Origin of the sequence: Brachybacterium sp. p3-SID957 (assembly GCF_025144775.1) — a bacterium.
Taxonomy (GTDB): Bacteria; Actinomycetota; Actinomycetes; order Actinomycetales; family Dermabacteraceae; genus Brachybacterium; species Brachybacterium epidermidis.
In genome coordinates this window covers 1-16,570 of sequence record NZ_JALXKT010000039.1, presented here as the reverse complement: position 1 = coordinate 16,570, position 16,570 = coordinate 1, and the positions used below count along the sequence as shown (strand labels likewise).

General features: G+C 71.4%; 13 protein-coding genes. 4 read left to right on the top strand and 9 right to left on the bottom strand.

Annotated elements, in window-relative coordinates; translation table 11 throughout:
* Positions 1 to 117 precede the first annotated feature (117 nt).
* Together M3B01_RS09545 and M3B01_RS09540 are read left to right on the top strand one after the other, a co-directional pair.
* A complete protein-coding gene (locus M3B01_RS09545; protein WP_259791633.1) occupies positions 118 to 1,845 on the top strand; it encodes a CTP synthase in 1,728 nt (575 codons plus the stop codon).
* Positions 1,842 to 2,522 (top strand): NUDIX hydrolase, encoded by a 681-nt coding sequence (locus M3B01_RS09540; protein ID WP_259791605.1) that lies wholly within the window; start codon positions 1,842 to 1,844, stop codon positions 2,520 to 2,522. Before M3B01_RS09545 ends, M3B01_RS09540 begins: the two co-directional genes overlap by 4 nt.
* Here the strand turns inward: M3B01_RS09540 and M3B01_RS09535 are convergent.
* The 4 genes from M3B01_RS09535 to M3B01_RS09520 all read right to left on the bottom strand — a co-directional run bounded on the left by M3B01_RS09535 (position 2,500) and on the right by M3B01_RS09520 (position 5,423).
* Entirely contained in the window at positions 2,500 to 3,732 is a 1,233-nt protein-coding gene (locus M3B01_RS09535; RefSeq protein WP_259791603.1) for an HRDC domain-containing protein, read from the bottom strand. The two genes, M3B01_RS09540 and M3B01_RS09535, sit on opposite strands and share 23 nt — an antisense overlap.
* Positions 3,729 to 4,355 carry a DUF3000 domain-containing protein gene (locus M3B01_RS09530; RefSeq protein WP_193866183.1) on the bottom strand — a complete coding sequence of 209 codons (627 nt, stop codon included), beginning with the start codon at positions 4,353 to 4,355 and terminating at the stop codon, positions 3,729 to 3,731. Before M3B01_RS09530 ends, M3B01_RS09535 begins: the two co-directional genes overlap by 4 nt.
* Before the next feature lie 89 nt (positions 4,356 to 4,444).
* A complete protein-coding gene (gene msrB / locus M3B01_RS09525; protein WP_193866184.1) occupies positions 4,445 to 4,870 on the bottom strand; it encodes a peptide-methionine (R)-S-oxide reductase MsrB in 426 nt (141 codons plus the stop codon).
* A gap of 1 nt (position 4,871) precedes the next feature.
* Entirely contained in the window at positions 4,872 to 5,423 is a 552-nt protein-coding gene (locus M3B01_RS09520) for a hypothetical protein (protein ID WP_259791595.1), read from the bottom strand.
* A 64-nt stretch (positions 5,424 to 5,487) separates the two neighbouring features.
* Between M3B01_RS09520 and M3B01_RS09515 the strand changes: the two genes are divergently transcribed.
* Complete coding sequence (locus M3B01_RS09515; protein ID WP_259791592.1) at positions 5,488 to 6,855, top strand: S9 family peptidase; 1,368 nt, start codon at positions 5,488 to 5,490, stop codon at positions 6,853 to 6,855.
* 16 nt (positions 6,856 to 6,871) lie between these two features.
* Here M3B01_RS09515 and M3B01_RS09510 read toward each other — a convergent pair whose 3' ends face one another.
* A complete protein-coding gene (locus tag M3B01_RS09510) occupies positions 6,872 to 7,633 on the bottom strand; it encodes a dihydrofolate reductase family protein (RefSeq protein WP_259791589.1) in 762 nt (253 codons plus the stop codon).
* Between the two features lie 70 nt (positions 7,634 to 7,703).
* On the opposite strand from M3B01_RS09510, the gene zapE reads away from it, so the two are divergent.
* The gene (gene zapE, locus M3B01_RS09505; protein ID WP_259791586.1) at positions 7,704 to 8,762 is read left to right on the top strand and encodes a cell division protein ZapE; all 1,059 of its coding nucleotides are present in this window, start codon (positions 7,704 to 7,706) and stop codon (positions 8,760 to 8,762) included.
* 126 nt (positions 8,763 to 8,888) lie between these two features.
* On the opposite strand, the gene treZ is transcribed toward zapE, so the two are convergent.
* The 4 genes from treZ to M3B01_RS09485 all read right to left on the bottom strand — a co-directional run bounded on the left by treZ (position 8,889) and on the right by M3B01_RS09485 (position 16,470).
* Positions 8,889 to 10,688: a malto-oligosyltrehalose trehalohydrolase gene (gene treZ / locus M3B01_RS09500; protein ID WP_259791584.1), complete on the bottom strand. Its 1,800-nt coding sequence runs from the start codon at positions 10,686 to 10,688 to the stop codon at positions 8,889 to 8,891.
* Entirely contained in the window at positions 10,685 to 13,249 is a 2,565-nt protein-coding gene (gene treY, locus M3B01_RS09495) for a malto-oligosyltrehalose synthase (RefSeq protein ID WP_259791582.1), read from the bottom strand. Before treY ends, treZ begins: the two co-directional genes overlap by 4 nt.
* Positions 13,250 to 13,333: 84 nt before the next feature.
* Entirely contained in the window at positions 13,334 to 15,499 is a 2,166-nt protein-coding gene (glgX, locus tag M3B01_RS09490) for a glycogen debranching protein GlgX (RefSeq protein ID WP_259791581.1), read from the bottom strand.
* A 158-nt stretch (positions 15,500 to 15,657) separates the two neighbouring features.
* Complete coding sequence (locus M3B01_RS09485; protein WP_193866191.1) at positions 15,658 to 16,470, bottom strand: hypothetical protein; 813 nt, start codon at positions 16,468 to 16,470, stop codon at positions 15,658 to 15,660.
* Positions 16,471 to 16,570: the final 100 nt, after the last annotated feature.

The window sequence follows — 16,570 nt, the reverse complement described above, 5'->3', positions numbered from 1 at the left end:
AGCACTGAGCGGCGGAACATCCAGGCCCCCGGCACCGATCCCCGCGACACCCCTCCTGTCGAGGGCACCACGGATCCCCTGAGCGGTGTCCCGCCCACCACGGGCCCCATCCCGCGCATCGGCGGCGGCCCCTCCGGCAAGCCCTTCCGCAACCCCGGCACCACCCGCCACATCTTCGTCACCGGCGGTGTGGTCTCCAGCCTCGGCAAGGGGCTGACGGCCTCCAGCCTGGGCATGCTGCTGCGCTCGCGCGGGCTCCGGGTGACCATGCAGAAGCTGGATCCGTACCTCAACGTGGACCCCGGCACCATGAACCCCTTCCAGCACGGCGAGGTGTTCGTCACCGAGGACGGTGCCGAGACCGACCTGGACATCGGCCACTACGAGCGGTTCCTGGACGAGGACCTCACCGCCGATGCCAACGTGACCACCGGCCAGGTGTACGCCGGCGTCATCGCCAAGGAGCGCCGCGGCGAGTACCTGGGCGACACCGTGCAGGTGATCCCCCACATCACCAACGCCATCAAGGAGTCCATGCGCTCCCAGGCCGCCGAGGACGTCGATGTGGTGATCACGGAGATCGGCGGCACGGTGGGGGACATCGAGTCCCAGCCCTTCCTGGAGGCGGCCCGCCAGGTGCGCCAGGACCTGGGCCGGGACGACGTGTTCTTCGTGCACGTGTCCCTGGTGCCGTTCATCGGTCCGTCCCAGGAGCTCAAGACCAAGCCCACCCAGCACTCGGTCGCCGCGCTGCGCTCCATCGGCATCCAGCCCGACGCGATCGTGCTGCGCGCCGACCGCGAGCTGACCGCCTCCATCAAGGCCAAGATCGCCTCGATGTGCGATGTGGACATCGACGCGGTGGTCACCTGCCCCGATGCGCCCTCCATCTACGACATCCCCCGGGTCCTGCACTCCGAGGGACTGGACGCCTACGCCATCCGGAGGCTGGACCTGCTCAGCCACGACGCCGACTGGAACGTGTGGAACCAGCTGCTGCAGCGTGTCCACCAGCCGACCCACGAGGTCACTGTGGGCCTGGTGGGCAAGTACATCGATCTGCCCGACGCCTACCTGTCCGTCACCGAGGCGCTGCGGGCCGGCGGCTTCCACCACAGCGCCAAGGTCACGATCCGCTGGATCGAGTCCGACACCTGCACCACCGCCGAGGGTGCCCAGGAGCAGCTGCGGGACGTGGACGCGATCGTGGTGCCCGGCGGCTTCGGGGTGCGCGGTGTGGACGGGAAGGTGGGCGCTCTGCGCCACGCCCGCGAGCGGGGGCTGCCGGCCCTGGGCATCTGCCTGGGCATGCAGTGCATGGTGATCGAGCACGCGCGCAACCAGCTGGGCTGGGCCGATGCGCAGTCCACCGAGTTCGATCCGGCCACCGAGCATCCGGTGATCGCCACCATGACCGAGCAGGTGGGCATCGTGGCGGGTGAGGGTGATCTGGGCGGCACCATGCGCCTGGGTGCCTACGACCATCAGCTGGCCGAAGGCTCCCTGGCCGCCCAGGTGTACGGCACCACCCGGGTCTCCGAACGCCACCGCCACCGCTACGAGGTCAACAACGCCTACCGGGATCAGCTCCAGGAGTCCGGCCTGCGGATCTCGGGCACCTCCGAGGTGGCCGAGGGGCGCACTCTGGTGGAGTTCGTGGAGCTGCCCACCGAGCAGCACCCGTACTACATCGGCACCCAGGCCCACCCCGAGATGAAGTCGCGGCCCACCCGCGCCCATCCCCTGTTCACCGGGCTGATCGGCGCCGCCCTGGCCGCCCAGCGCGCGACCCGCTTGCTCGAGGTGGAGCCCGCATCCTCGACCCCCGCCGAGGAGATCGCATGAGCGCCGAAGATGCACAGCGGGACCGAGCGGTGCCGCAGCAGCTGCGGGACGAGCCCGATCCCCGCCAGCTCGCCCACCGCGAGGTTCTGCACCGCGGCATGGTGTGGGACCTGGTGCGCGACACCGTGGACTTCGCCCCCGGGGTGCGGTTCGACCGTGAGTACGTGTGGCACACCGGCGCGGTCGCCGTGCTCGCCGTGGACGGGCAGGACCGCGTTCTGCTGATCCGCCAGTACCGCCACCCGGTGGGGCACTCGCTGTGGGAGATCCCCGCCGGTCTGCTCGACCTCGACGGGGAGCCCCCCCATGTGGCGGCGGCCCGTGAGCTCACCGAGGAGACCGGCTACGAGGCCGGGCAGCTGCACACCCTGGTGGACCTGCGCCCCAGTCCCGGCGGGAACGACGAGGTGATCCGCGTCTACCTCGCCACCGGGGTGCGGGAGACCCAGGACGACTTCGAGCGCACCGATGAGGAGGCCGAGCTGGTCACCCGCTGGGTCCCGCTCAGCGAAGCCGTGGCCGCCGTGCTCGCGGGCCGCATCACCAACGGGACGACGGTCAGTGCGCTGCTAGCCCTGCAGTCCGTGCGCGCCTCCCAGGATCGGCAGGGCGCGGATCTGCTGGGCCGGCTGCGCCCGGCCGAGGCGCCCTTCCTCACGCGCCCGGGTCGGGACTGACCGGCACCGACCGCAGAGCCTCCACCAGCACCGGAGCGGTGAGCTCCGCCTGCCAGGGGCGAGCGCCCAGCGCGGTCAACTGGTCCATCACCTGGGACTGCGAGCCTGCCTGCTCGTTCTCGAACACCCATTGCCGCAGCGCCGCCGGCTGCAGCAGGTTCTCGGTGGGGACCTGCACCCGCTCGGACAGGGCGGCGACGTGCTCGCGTGCCGCCCGGTAGCGCTCCCAGGCCTCCGGGTGCTTCTTGGACCACAGCTTGTGCGGCGGGGGATAGCTGGGCTCGTTGCGCTGGGGCAGATGGGCGGCCGGCAGTTCCAGGCCCGAGCGCGCCGCCTGCCACCAGGTGTCCTTCTTCCGCAGCCGGGCCGGCAGGGCCCTGGTGAAGCTGTCGGGTCCGCGGGGGGCCTCCTTGGCAGCGGCCACGATCTCGCGATCGCGGATGATCCGGTGCGGGGAGAGGTCCTCCCGCTGGGCGATCGCATCGCGTCGCTCCCACATGGCCCGTGCGGCTGCCAGCTGCCGGGGGGAGCGCAGAGCGCCCAGCCCGTGCAGTGCGCGCCATCGGCCCTGCCGGGAGGCGGGCTGCTCGCGGGTGCGCTCGTGCTCGAACTCCTGCCGGGCCCACTCGTCCTTGCCTGCCTCGCGCAGCCGCCCGGCCAGGATGTCCCGCACCTCCAGCAGCACCTCCACGTCCAGGGCCGCGTAGGTGAGCCAGCTCTCCGGCAGGGGCCGCTTGGACCAGTCCGCGGCGGAGTGCTCCTTGGCCAGGGCGAGGGACAGGGTGTTCTCCACCACGGCGGAGAGCCCCACCCGGTCCATGCCCAGCAGCCTGGCGGCCAGCTCGGTGTCGAACAGGCGTCGGGGGTGGAGTCCCAGCTCTGCCAGGCTGGGCAGATCCTGGCCAGCGGCATGCAGCACCCATTCCCGCTCACCCATCAGGGCCTGCAGGGTGGGCGGCACCGTGAAGGCGGTCGGGTCGATCAGGGCGGTGCCCGCGCTGCGCGAGCGCAGCTGGATCAGATAGGCCCGATTGGAGTACCGGTAGCTGGAGGCCCGTTCGGCGTCCACCGCGATCGGGTCGTCGTCCCCGGCGGCCCGCTCGCACCAGGCCAGAAGCGGCTGGATGCGGTCGATCACCGGGACCAGGCCCTCGCGAGGACTGGTCAGCGGGGTGGCGGTGGTGCTGTGCTCGGGCTGGACCTCGCTCACCGCGGGTCCTCGCAGTCGTGCGGGGCGCGGGCCCGATGGGAGGGCACCAGCGGCGCCACCCGGGGCGGTGCCGGAGGAAGCCCGCCGGCGGCAGCGAGCATGGCCGCCCAGGCGGCGAAGTGCGGCGCCAGGTCCACGCAGCCGTCCTCGGTGCTCCCGCATTCCGGGGTCCAGGAGATCCGCATCTCCACATCCACCGTGGAGGGACGGTCCGCGAGGGCCCCGTAGGACTGGGAGACCACACGGGTGGCGGTGCAGCCCAGCTCCCGCGCCGAGGCGTCGTGCAGCTCGAGCGACTCGGTCACCCACGACCAGGCGACATCGCCCAGCATCGACTCCACCGCGAACTCCGGCTCCAGGCGTGCCTGCACCAGCACCACCATGCGCCAGGTGCCGTCCCAGGACTCCTGGCCCGCGGGGTCGTGCAGGATCACCAGGCGACCACTGGCCAGCTCCTCGTCCTCCATCACGATCTCCGCGGTGGCGGCCCAGGTGGAGGGCGCCATCCTGGAGGGAGCGGGGATCTCCCGCCACTCCACTTCTGGGCGCAGCGGGGCTGCGGTCATGGCGGAGACGGCGGCGCGGAACGTGTCGTCGCCGGAGCGGATTCGATGGACGGACACCCTGGGAGCGTATCGGCGCACCCTGCGCTGCCCGGGCAGGCGCGCCGGAAAGGCCCGGTGCGCCAGGTCAGCGGCCGGCCTTGGGCCCGTCAGCCGTCCGTGTGCCGCAGGCTGATGGAGTTGATGCAGTAGCGCTGGTCGGTGGGCGTGGGGAAGCCCTCGCCCTCGAACACGTGGCCCAGGTGGGAGCCGCAGTTAGCGCAGCGCACCTCGATGCGGTGCATGCCCAGGGAGGTGTCCTCCAGCAGCTCGACCGCCTCGGAGTCGGTGGGGGCGTAGAACGCGGGCCATCCGCAGTGGGCGTCGAACTGGGTATCGGCGGTGAACAGCTCCGCTCCGCAGGCGCGGCAGGCGTAGGTGCCGGCGGGCCGCACCTCCTCGTACTCCCCGGTGAAGGGTCGCTCGGTGCCGCCCTGTCGCAGCACCTGGTACTCCTCGGGGCTGAGCTTCGCGCGCCACTCCTGCTCGTTGAGCGTGATCGGGTAGGGGCGGGAGCCGATGGGGTCGTGGGACATGTCAGGAGGTTCCGATCTGTGGGGAGCCGGGGTACAGGTGCAGCACGGTCGCGCTGAGGTGGTCCTCCAGGCGGTGCGCCCAGTCCTGGGCGAATGTCTCCTCCAGCAGCTGCGGATCGCTGAAGACGACCACCGCCTGGGTCTCGCAGCCCTCGGCGAGATGCGCGGAGACCACCTCGAGAGGGGCCTCGGCCGCGGTCCGACCGTCGACCGCACAGCCGGCGGCGGTGAACGCCTTGGACACCGAGGCCAGGACCTCCTCGGCGGTCGGCCGCTGGGATGACTCGGGATGCACCCGCTCGGCGACGGCGTCCCAGGCGCCCTGCAGGTCCAGCAGGCCCAGGCGGTCGATCACCTCGACCATCATGGGGCGGGTGAGCCGCGCGGGGATCACCACGTTGACGCTGAGCGCGCCCGGCGTCCCGACGTCACCGGGGGCGGGTGCGTCGACGGCGGCCTCCGAGCCGGGACCCAGGCCCAGGTACTCCAGGGCCCGCATGGCATCCGCAGGTGCGATCGGCACCTCGGAGAGGACCACGAACGAAGTGCTCATGCCATCGATCCTATGCCTCCTGCTCCCTGCCTCCCACCCCCGGCATCCCACTACAGTGGGGACCATGCCCCTCCCGTGGTCAGGCCCACACTCCCATGCGCTCCCGCTGCCTCTCCGCCGCGCCCAGGAACCAGTCGCAGAGCAGGACCGCTGGGGCGGGACCCTGCTGGTCGGCGGCATGGTGGCCACCGGTATGTTCACCCTCAGCGGCGGTCTGCTCACCCTGGGAGCACGGATCATGGCCAGGCTGCCGCTGGTGCCGCAGCAGAGCATCCGTCAGCGACGGGCCATCCCCGTGCGCGCTGTCCACGCCGACCGCGTGCACCTGGACGCCATCGGGGAGGCCACCCGCGACGGCTACCTGGCCCTGCGGCAGGCCGGAGGTGCCGCGCACGTGCGCCTGGGCCCGGTGACCTCCCGCCCCACCCCCACCACGGTCGCCCGGCCCCTGCTGGCCTCGGACGGCGAGGAGCCCCTGCGGGCCGATCCCGCCTCCGTCAACGGCTTCTACTGGTCCGGCTCCCCGCGCACCGCCCACGGATTCCCCACCGAGGAGGTGGAGGTCGACTCGCCGGTGGGACGCATGCCCGCCTGGCTGGTGCGGCCGGACTCCGCGCGGGTCGGTCGGGCAGCGGGAGGGCCGGTGGAGCCGGAGACCTGGGCGATCCTCGTCCACGGCCACGGTGCCACGCGCGGTGAGACGCTGCGCCTGCTGCCGCTGCTGCGCACCCTGGGCCTGACCAGCCTGGCGATCACCTACCGCAACGACACCGGTGCCCCGCCCTCCGCGGACCGCATGCACCACCTGGGCAGCGACGAATGGGAGGATGCCGAGGCCGCGGTCGAGTACGCCCTGGCGCACGGAGCGCAGCGGATCGTGCTGGCGGGCTGGTCGATGGGCGGGGGCATCGCGCTGCGCACGTCCGTGCGCTCTGCACACCGCGAGCGGATCGCCACCCTGGTGCTGGACTCCCCGGCGGTGGACTGGCACGACATCCTCGGGTACCACGCCGCTTCGGTGCGAGCACCGATCCCGATGCGCCGCCTGGCCATGTGGATGATCACCTCACCGATAGGGGCGCGCGCCGTGCGCCTGCGTGAGCCCCTCGCGCTGCACGAGATGCGGCCCGAGTACTACGGGGAGAACCTCACCCACCCCACCCTGCTGCTGCACGCCATGGACGACGCGACCGTGCCGCCCGGCCCCAGCCGCACCCTTGCGTCCATGAGGCCCGACCTCGTGCAGTTCGTCCCCGTCGAGGGCGCCTCCCACACCCGGGAGTGGAACCTCGACCCGGCGCGGTACGAGCGGATCGTGGCGCGCCACCTGGCGCGCACCCTCGAGCTCCAGGTGGACGTCGACACCCTCGAACTGCCGGTGCGGGACCCCGCGGCCCCGCCCCTGCCGGGCTCCACCGGTGAGAGGGTGTGAGAGCACCGGGGAGGGCTCAGGTCGCCCGTCGGTAGCGCGTGAGCGTCGCTGCGGTGCCCACCAGCAGCGATTCGAGCCGCCAGTGCTGCTCATGGGCGGGACCGTCGATCACCCGCGGGGAGGGCCCGCCCACGGTGCGGTGGCTGACGGAGAAGCACAGCTCGTCCAGCAGGCCCCGTGAGGCGAGCCGCCCCAGTGCGCTGGGCCCTCCCTCCGCCTGGATCCCGCGGAAGCCGCGAGCGACCAGGGCTGCCAGCGCCTCCCGTTCATCGGCCACGGCGATCACGTGCTCCGGGGGCATGCCGGAGCGCTCCCGCACCTGCTCCCTGCGGGAGGGCGGGCACAGCAGGTAGGTGGGCCAGTCCGCCTCGATGGTGGCGGGCAGGTCACCGCTGGTGGTCCAGATGGCCAGGGCCGGTCGTGGCGCTCCCGCAGGACGCAGCGAGGGCTCCAGCAGGTCCGAGCGGCCCCGGGGGCGCCGATAGTCCTCGCAGCGCACGGTCTGCGAGCCCACCACCACCACGTCGGCCAGGGCCCGCAGCACCCCGAACAGGAACGAGTCGTCCGGATTGCGCAGCGATCCGCTGGTGCCGTCGGCCCCGGCGACCGCTCCGTCCACGGTGGTGTTCATCATCGCCCGCACCGTGACCCGGTCGGCGGGCACGGCGTACAGCTCGGCCAGCAGCGCGGCACCGGCCGCATCCTGCGGCACGGGGCGGGGCTCGGGCATCGGCGCACCCTCGCGCCACAGCAGGTGCAGGGGGGAGTCAGTGGGCATGCGCACACCCTACGAGCTTCCTGCGGGACTACCACCCGGCCGCGCCGCCGGCGCACCTACACTGGCCCGCGTGACCCCCGCGCTCGCCGACCGCAGACCCGAGCCCACCCTGGAGCGCCTGCTGGCGGACCTGGTGCCCCCACCGCGGTTCGCCGATGCCCGCCTGGCCACCTATGAGCCCGATCCCGCGCACCCCTCCCAGGCGGAGGCGAAGGAGCGCATCAGCGCCTTCGCCGCGCAGATCGGCGGTCAGAAGAAGGGCGGTCTGCTGGACCGACTGGGGCTGGGCGGCAAGCGCCGTGCGGAGGCCGCGCGCGGCATCTACCTGGACGGCGGCTTCGGGGTGGGCAAGACCCACCTGCTCACCTCCCTGTTCCATGCGGTGCCCGGGAAGAGCGTGTACGGCACCTTCGTGGAGTACACCAACCTGGTGGGGGCCCTGGGCTTCCAGAAGGCGCTGGACCAGCTGGCGCAGTCGCAGCTGGTGTGCATCGACGAGTTCGAGCTCGACGATCCCGGGGACACCCTGCTGATGACCCGCCTGATCCGCGAGCTGTCGGACCAGGGCGTCGCGGTGGCCGCGACCTCCAACACGCTCCCCGAGGCGCTGGGGGAGGGCCGTTTCGCCGCCCAGGACTTCCTGCGGGAGATCCAGTCGATGGCTGAGCGCTTCGAGGTGATGCGCATCGACGGCGAGGACTACCGTCGCCGCGACGGCGCCGTCAACATCCGCGCCCTCCCGCAGGCTGCGGTCTCAGCCCACGCCCGGACCGGGTCCGGCGCCACCCTGGACTCCTTCGACGAGCTGCTCGCGCATCTGGCCCGGGTCCATCCCTCACGCTACGGCGCGATGATCGACGACGTCACCTGCGCGCACCTGACAGGGGTCCGGCGGGTGGACTCGCACAACGACGCCCTGCGCCTGGTGGTGCTGGTGGACCGGCTGTACGACCGGAAGGTGCCGGTGCCCGTCTCCGCGGCCGACGGCGGTGATGTCCTCGAGCACCTGTACTCCGAGGATCTGCTGGGCAGCGGGTACCGCAAGAAGTACTACCGCTCCCTCTCGCGCCTGGCGTCCCTGGCCACCGACGGGGCCGCCCTGGTGGAGGCCGGGGGCGACCCTTCCTGAGCGTCCGCTGCGCGACGCGTGCCCGCAGCGCAGCGCCGCCGGCTCACACGGCTGCGGCGAGCCGCACCATGGGGATCAGCCGGCAGCCCGGGATGCGTGGGCGGTCAGGCCCGGGTCATCCCGCCATCAGCTGCGGGTCACAACCACCCCGGGCCCGTCCAGGTGCAGGCCGGCCGTCTCGTCGACCGCCACCTGACCGAAGGCGGCCAGCACCTCACGCGGCGCGGAGCCCGTCTCCAGCCCACCGTCGCCGCGATGGGCGAGGATCTCGATGCTCCCGCGACGCAGCAGCACCGCGTCCTCGGAGAGCACCTCCGCCTCGACACGCTGCAGATCGGGGTCCCGCAGCTCGGGGTGCTCGCGACGCAGTGCGATCAGGGTGCGGTACCAGGCGAGCATGCGGGCGTGGTCGCCCTCGGTGCGCTCCGGCCACTGCAGCATCGACTGCTCGAAGGAACCGCGGTCCTGCGGGTCGAACACCTGGTCCGCCCAGCCCATTGCCGCGAACTCCTCGGCGCGGCCCGCGCTGACCAGGGCACCCAGCTCCTCGTCGTGATCGGTGAAGTACGCGAACGGCGTGGAGGCCGCCCACTCCTCGCCCTGGAACAGCATCGGGGTGCCCGGGCCCAGCAGCACCAGGGCGATCGCCGCGGCATGCCGGGCGGGGTCCAGGCCGTGGTGGATGCGGTCTCCGCGGGCCCGGTTGCCCACCTGGTCGTGGTCCTGCAGGAACGTGACGAAGGAGTGTCCGTCGTAGTGCGGTGAGGCCGGGTCCACCGGCGCACCCCACTGCCTGCCGCGGAACGAGGACCAGGTGCCCGTGTGCCGGAACATGCCGGTGAGCACGCGCGTGAGCACCTCGGAGCTGCCGAAGTCCGCGTAGTAGCCGCGCTGCTCGCCCGTGATCCAGGCGTGCACGCCGTGGTGCACGTCGTCGGCCCACTGCATGTCCATGCCGAGACCGGAGGCGGAGGTGGGGGTGACGGTGGCCGGTTGGTTCCGGTCCGATTCCGCGATCAGCGTCAGCTCGCGTCCCGTCTCCTGCGACCACGCGTCCACGGTGTCGGAGAGCTCGGCCAGGAAGTGCCGGGAGGATCGGTCGCGCAGCTCGTGCACGGCGTCCAGGCGCAGGCCGTCCAGTCCCATGTCCACCAGCCAGTGCCGCGCCGATCCCAGCAGGAAGTCCCTCACCTCGCGCGCGGACTCCTGGTCCAGGTTCACCGCCGGGCCCCACGGGGTCTGGTAGGCGTCGGTGAAGTACGGACCGAACATGCCCAGGTAGTTGCCGGCCGGCCCCAGGTGGTTGTGCACCACGTCCAGCACCACCGCGAGACCGCGCCGATGGGCGGCCTGCACGAAGCGGGCCAGGCCTGCGGGGCCCCCGTAGGAGGCGTGGGCGGCGTACAGCCCCACTCCGTCGTAGCCCCAGCCGCGGTCACCGGGGAATGCGGCCACGGGCATCAGCTCGACCGCGTCCACCCCCAGCTCCACCAGCTCGTCGAGCCGCTCGATCGCCGAGTCGAAGGTGCCGCCGCGACCGTCCGGGCCGGGCGTGAACGTGCCCACGTGCATCTCGTAGAGCACGGCGCCGCGCAGGCTGCGGCCGCTCCAGTCGGTCTCCCGTTGCAGCAGCGCGGGGTCGATCACCTCGCTGTCGGCGTGCACCCCGTCCGGCTGGGACAGCGAACGCGGGTCCGGCAGCCAGGGGCCCTCACCGTCCAGGCGGAACGCGTAGCGGGCGCCAGGGGAGGCGGGCACGCCCGGCAGGCGGTGCCACCCGCCGGGTGCGGCTTCCATCGCGTGCTCGGTGCCGTCGATGCGGATCTGCACGCGGGAGGCCGACGGGGCCCACACCTCGTAGCGGTCGTGTCGCCTGGGGGCCACGGGGCTCTCAGGATGGGGGCGGTCGCTGTCGGTGGGCGTCATGCCGTCCTCTCGGGGTCGTCCTGCTCGTCATCGACGGTACCGGTGGTCGCGGGCTGCTCGCCGCTGCGCACCAGCAGCGCCACGGGCCAGTCGCTCAGCAGCTGGGACAGCGGCAGCTGTCCGCCCTCGTGCTCGACGCCGGAGAGGGCATCGCGCCAGCGCCCCTCGGGCAGAGCGATCCAGGCATCACCCCAGCCACCCCGCTGGGACAGTGCGTGTGCGAGCCTGGTCGCCACGGTCACCGCCTCCAGTGGGCCGTCCCCGTGGGCGCGGCCGAAGGCGAAGGCGTGCCCGGTGGTGGTGGGCAACGGCCGATAGCTCGCCTCGCGTCCCCGGAACAGCTCGGGCCGCTCCCGGCGCAGGGTGAGCGCGCGGTGGGTGAGCCAGAGCTTCTCGTCGCCGATGCCGTCGGGGCCGGCCCCGTCGATCATCCGCTCCAGCCGCTCCTGGTTCCGGGCATGGTCCACGGCGCGGCGGTTGTCGGGGTCCACCAGGGACAGGTCCACCGACTCGTTGCCCTGGTACACGTCCGGCACCCCGGGCATGGTCAGCTGGATCAGCTTCTGGCCCAGGATCGTCGAGCGCTGCGAGGAAAGGGTGCGGCGCGTCCAGTCCGTGAGGATCGCGTCCACCTGCTCGCTGGCCAGCGCGGCCCGGCCGAGCTCGAGCACCTGGGTCTCGTACTCGGCGTCCTGCTCGGTCCAGGTGGTGTGCACTTTGGCCTCGCGCATCGCCTTGGTCAGATAGCCGTCCAGACGCTCGACGGTGATGCGCTCCGCGCCGGAGCCGGGCAGGTCCCAGCAGCCCGCGAGGGTCTGCCACAGCAGCAGCTCCATCGCACCGTCGACGCGGTCGCCGCGGTGCTCGGCCGTGGCCTGGTCCAGTGCCTGCACCGTGAGCGCCCACTCCAGGGGGAGCTCGGTGAGCACGGCCAGGCGCGCCCGCACGTCCTCACTGCGCTTGGTGTCGTGCGTGGACAGGGTGGTCATCGCATCGGGGCGGGTGCGCAGCATGGTGGCGGCGTGGTCGTGGACCGCATCGGGCTCCACCCCGATCCGATCCGGGTCCGAGCCCACCTCGTTGACGGCAGCGAAGCGGGTGAAGCGGTAGAAGGCGGTGTCCTCGAGCGCCTTGGCGTGGACCGGGCCGCAGGTCTGGGCGAAGCGCACGATCACCTCGGCCCGGTCGCTGCTCGCGGTGCGACCGGCACTGCCGATCTCGTCACCGCACACCAGCGCCACCACGATCTCCAGGGTGGCCACCACGTCCTCGTCCTCGCCCAGGGCGTGGCGCGCCCGGGCAGCGGCCTGCTCGATGACCGCCCGCTCCGAGCCCGGGGCGGACTCGCCCGGGACGATGTACGCCCGGTACCGGTCCATCGAGCTCAGCAGCGCCACCACCACGCGCTGGATGTTGCGCCGCGTGGTGTCGCGCAGGCGGATGTCCTCCTGGCAGATTCGGTGGATCAGCGCGGTCAGGCGCTCGATCTCCGCCCACAGGCTGGTGGTGACGATCAGCTCGGTGGACTCCTCGGCCACCTCCTCGAAGGGTCGCTGGTCACCGGTGCGGCGCTGCCACAGATAAGTGAGCCCGAGAGCCCCGTGCGGCTCGTGGAACAGGCCGCCCACCCGCCACAGGGCGTCGTAGCCGGTGGTGCCCGCGCAGGGGAAGTCCCCGGGCAGCTGCTCCTCGCCCTCCAGGATCTTCTCCACCACGGTCCACGCCCCACCGGTGGCGCGGTCCAGGTCCCGCAGGTATCCCCGAGGATCGGCCAGACCGTCAGGGTGGTCGATGCGGTAGCCATCGATGATGCCTTCGGACTGCAGGCGCAGCAGGGTGGCGTGGGTCGCCTCGAACACCTCTGGCAGCTCCACCCGCACCGCGGCGAGCGTGTTCACGTCGAAGAACCGCCGATAGTTCAGCTCCTCGTCGGAGACCTTCCAGTAGGCCAGGCGGTACCACTGGCGATCCAGCAGATCCGCGAGCCCCAGGTGCTCGGTGCCCGCCGCGACCGGGAGCACGTTGTCGTAGTACTGGACCACCTGCTCCTGGAGAACGGTGCCATCGGGCTGGGGGATCTCGGCGGTGCCCACGGTGATCTCGCCATCGGCCAGCACGGCGCCGATGGGGCGGCCCAGCACGGGCACCAGCACCGACAGCTCCGCGGAGGCGTCGAGGTCGAACCAGTCCGCGTAGGGGGAGGCTGGCCCCTCCTTCAGCACCGACCACAGGGCGCGGTTGTGCCAGATCGGCGTGGGGATGGCCATGTGGTTGGGGACCACGTCGACGATCAGCCCCATGCCATGTGCGTGGGCGGCATCGGCGAGGCGACGCAGGGCCGCCTCACCGCCGATCTCCTCGCTGATGCGGGTGTGGTCCACCACGTCGTAGCCGTGCACGGAACCCGGTGCGGCCTGCAGCACGGGCGAGCAGAAGATGTGCCCCACGCCCAGGCGTGCCAGGTACGGCACCAGGGCGGCGCCGTCATCGGCCGTGAAGCCGGCGTGCAGCTGCAGCCGGTAGGTGGAGGTCGGGACGGTGGACTGGGAGGGGTGGGTCACGCGGTCTCCTCCTGGGAGGTGGTCAGGCGGGGCGCGGCCGGCTCATCCGCGGGGACGGACCGGACGCGCGTCGAGTCGGCGAACTCAGGCCAGCTCGGGCTTCTCGAGGTCCTCGATCGCGGTCTCCTCGGGGTCGCTGCCGGCCGGGGGGCGCAGCAGCACCAGGAAGGAGTGCGAGGGGCGGGTGATGGACTCGCCGGCGGCGATCTCGGCGCCCACCTCGAGGGTGCCGCCGGTGCCCACCTCCACGGTCCACACCTCGCCGTGGTCCTTGCCCGGCAGCGTGAAGATCACGTCATTGCCCGAGGCGTTGAACAGGATCAGGGCGGAGTCATCCACGATCTGCTCGCCGCGCTCGTTGGGCTCAGGGATGGCGGAGCCGTTGAGGAACACGGTCAGGCACTTGTTCTGCGGCTGGTCCCAGTCCTCGGGGGTCATGGGTGTTCCATCGGTGCGCAGCCATTCCACGTCCGGCAGGTTCGAGTCGACGTCCTCGCGCACCACGCCCTGGAGGAAGCGGCGACGACGGAAGATGGCGTGCTCGCGGCGCAGCGCGATCATCTCGCGGGTGAACCGCAGCATCTCCTGCTGGGTGCGGTCCAGGTTCCAGTCCATCCACGACAGCTCGTCGTCCTGGCAGTAGGTGTTGTTGTTGCCCTGCTGGGTGCGGCCCATCTCGTCGCCGTGCAGGATCATCGGCACGCCCTGGCTGAGCAGCAGCGTGGCCATGAGGTTCTTGGCCCGGCGCTCCCGCAGGGTCAGCACGTCCTCGTCGTCGGTGGGGCCCTCCGCGCCGGAGTTCCAGGAGCGGTTGTGGCTCTCCCCGTCGTTGCCGCCCTCACCGTTGGCCTCGTTGTGGCGCTCGTTGTAGGAGACCAGGTCGTGCAGGGTGAAGCCGTCGTGCGCAGTCACGAAGTTGATCGACGCGATCGGGGTGCGACCGGTGTGCTGGTACAGGTCCGAGCTGCCCGCCAGGCGGGAGCTGAACTCGCCCAGCACGCCGGGCTCGGAGCGGTGGAAGTCGCGCACGGTGTCGCGGTAGCTGCCGTTCCACTCGGACCACAGAGGCGGGAAACCGCCCACCTGGTAGCCGCCCTCGCCCAGGTCCCACGGCTCGGCGATCAGCTTCACCTGGGAGATGACCGGGTCCTGCTGGATGATGTCGAAGAACGCCGAGAGGCGGTCCACCTCATGCAGCTCGCGGGCCAGGGTGGAGGCCAGATCGAAGCGGAAGCCGTCCACGTGCATCTCGGTGACCCAGTAGCGCAGCGAGTCCATGATCAGCTGCAGCACGTGCGGGGTGCGCATCAGCAGTGAGTTGCCAGTGCCGGTGGTGTCGTAGTAGTGGGCCTTGTCCTCCTCCACCAGGCGGTAGTAGGCGGAGTTGTCGATGCCGCGGAAGCACAGGGTGGGGCCCATGTGGTTGCCCTCGGCGGTGTGGTTGTAGACCACGTCGAGGATCACCTCGATGTCCGCCTCGTGCAGGTTCTTCACCATCTGCTTGAACTCCTGGACCTGCTGACCGGTGTCACCGGCGTAGGAGTACTCGTTGTGGGGGGCGAAGAAGCCGATGGTGTTGTAGCCCCAGTAGTTGCGCAGGCCCTTCTCCACCAGGTGGCCGTCCTGGACGAACTGGTGCACCGGCATCAGCTCCACGGCGGTGACGCCGAGGGACTTCAGGTGCTCGATGATCGCGGGGTGGCCCATCGCCACGTAGGTGCCGCGGATCGACTCGTCGATGTCCGGGTGCTGCATGGTCAGGCCCTTGACGTGGGCCTCGTAGATGACGGTGTCGTGGTAATCGTGGGCCGGCGGGTGGTCGTTGCCCCAGTCGAAGTAGGGGGAGACCACCACGGAATGCATGGTGTGCGCGGCCGAGTCCTCGGTGTTGCGCTGTGTCGGGTCCTCGAAGTCGTAGCTGTACAGCGAGGGGTGATTGGTGGCCATCCCGGCGATCGCCTTGGCGTACGGGTCCAGCAGCAGCTTGCTGGGATCGCAGCGCTGCCCATTGGCGGGATCGAAGGGGCCGTGCACGCGGTAGCCGTACCGCTGCCCTGGCTGCACCGATGGGAGGTAGATGTGCCACACGTATGCGTCCACCTCGGTCACCTCGATGCGGCGCTCCGTGCCGTCCTCGTCGAACAGGCACAGCTCGACGCGCTCGGCGGCCTCGGAGAAGAGGGCGAAATTGGTGCCTGACCCGTCGAAGGTTGCACCCAACGGGTAGGACTGTCCGGTCCAGATCTGCATGGGGTCAGAGTAACCGGCGGTCGCTGGGGGATCGCCCCGGTGACCGTCCTACGGGCCCGGACGAGCGCAAGATCTCCTCCCGGGCGTGATCCACCAGGCGCCAGGTGGTGTGCGGGAAGAGGTCCTGCTTGGATGCCCGCTCGCACCGAGCCCGACTCTCAGGGAGCTCCGGGGAGGTGCGCGAGGTCGTCCCGCAGGGCGCGGAACCACCGGTACTCGTACTCGGAACGAGGAACCCGCAGCGCGTCCTCGCACCAGAGCGCGAGCTCCTCGCCGCTCCAGTGCCCCTGCCTGAGGAGGGCAGGGATGACGAGCGTGCGCAGCCCGTGTCCGTGGCGGTCCGTGTTCGTCTCGTCGATCTGCGCAGCCGAGGCGCCCTTGACGCCCGGCACCTGGAACAGCAACGGAAGAGTGGTGCGGATCAACACGGGGCGGGCCTCGAGGTAGCGCAGCAAGTGTGACCCGGAGGACTGCGGCGCCGACGAGATCAGCGCCAGCACGGCCCCCTGCTGGGCCGGGGGAGGGGTAAGCCCCCGGTGCGCCCAGTCGAACATTGCCTCGATGCCGAGGTTGGCATCCACGGCCCTGGGTCGCCGAGCGAACCGGGCCGACCACTCCTCGACGAACACCGGCAGGTCGCGGGGGAACAGGCGGGGGACCATGTCCCGGGTGACGCGGAGATTCAGGGGGTTCACCTTTGCGGCGGCAGCCGGACCTGACGCGGCGATCAGCCGGACCACGTCGGCGGCGTCATGGTGGCTGTCGAGCTCCCCGTTCCAGTGGTCAGGATCCTCCGCTCCTCCCGGGGCAGAAAGGATTGCGCGTGCCGAGGGTGTCAGGGACCGGCCGATCCTGTGTCGTGCGGCGAAGGGAAGCGTCTCGAGGATCTCGACCAGGGTGTGGGCCCGGCCGTCGCGCAATGCACTGCGAGCGCTCTCGAGGATGGATCTTGCGTGATCGGGGTGGCTCATCGGGCGATCATCTCCATCGATGCGTCATGGCGCCGAACCATCTGGTGGGCGATACTGGGATCGAACCAGTGACCTCTTCCGTGTCAGGGAAGCGCGCTAC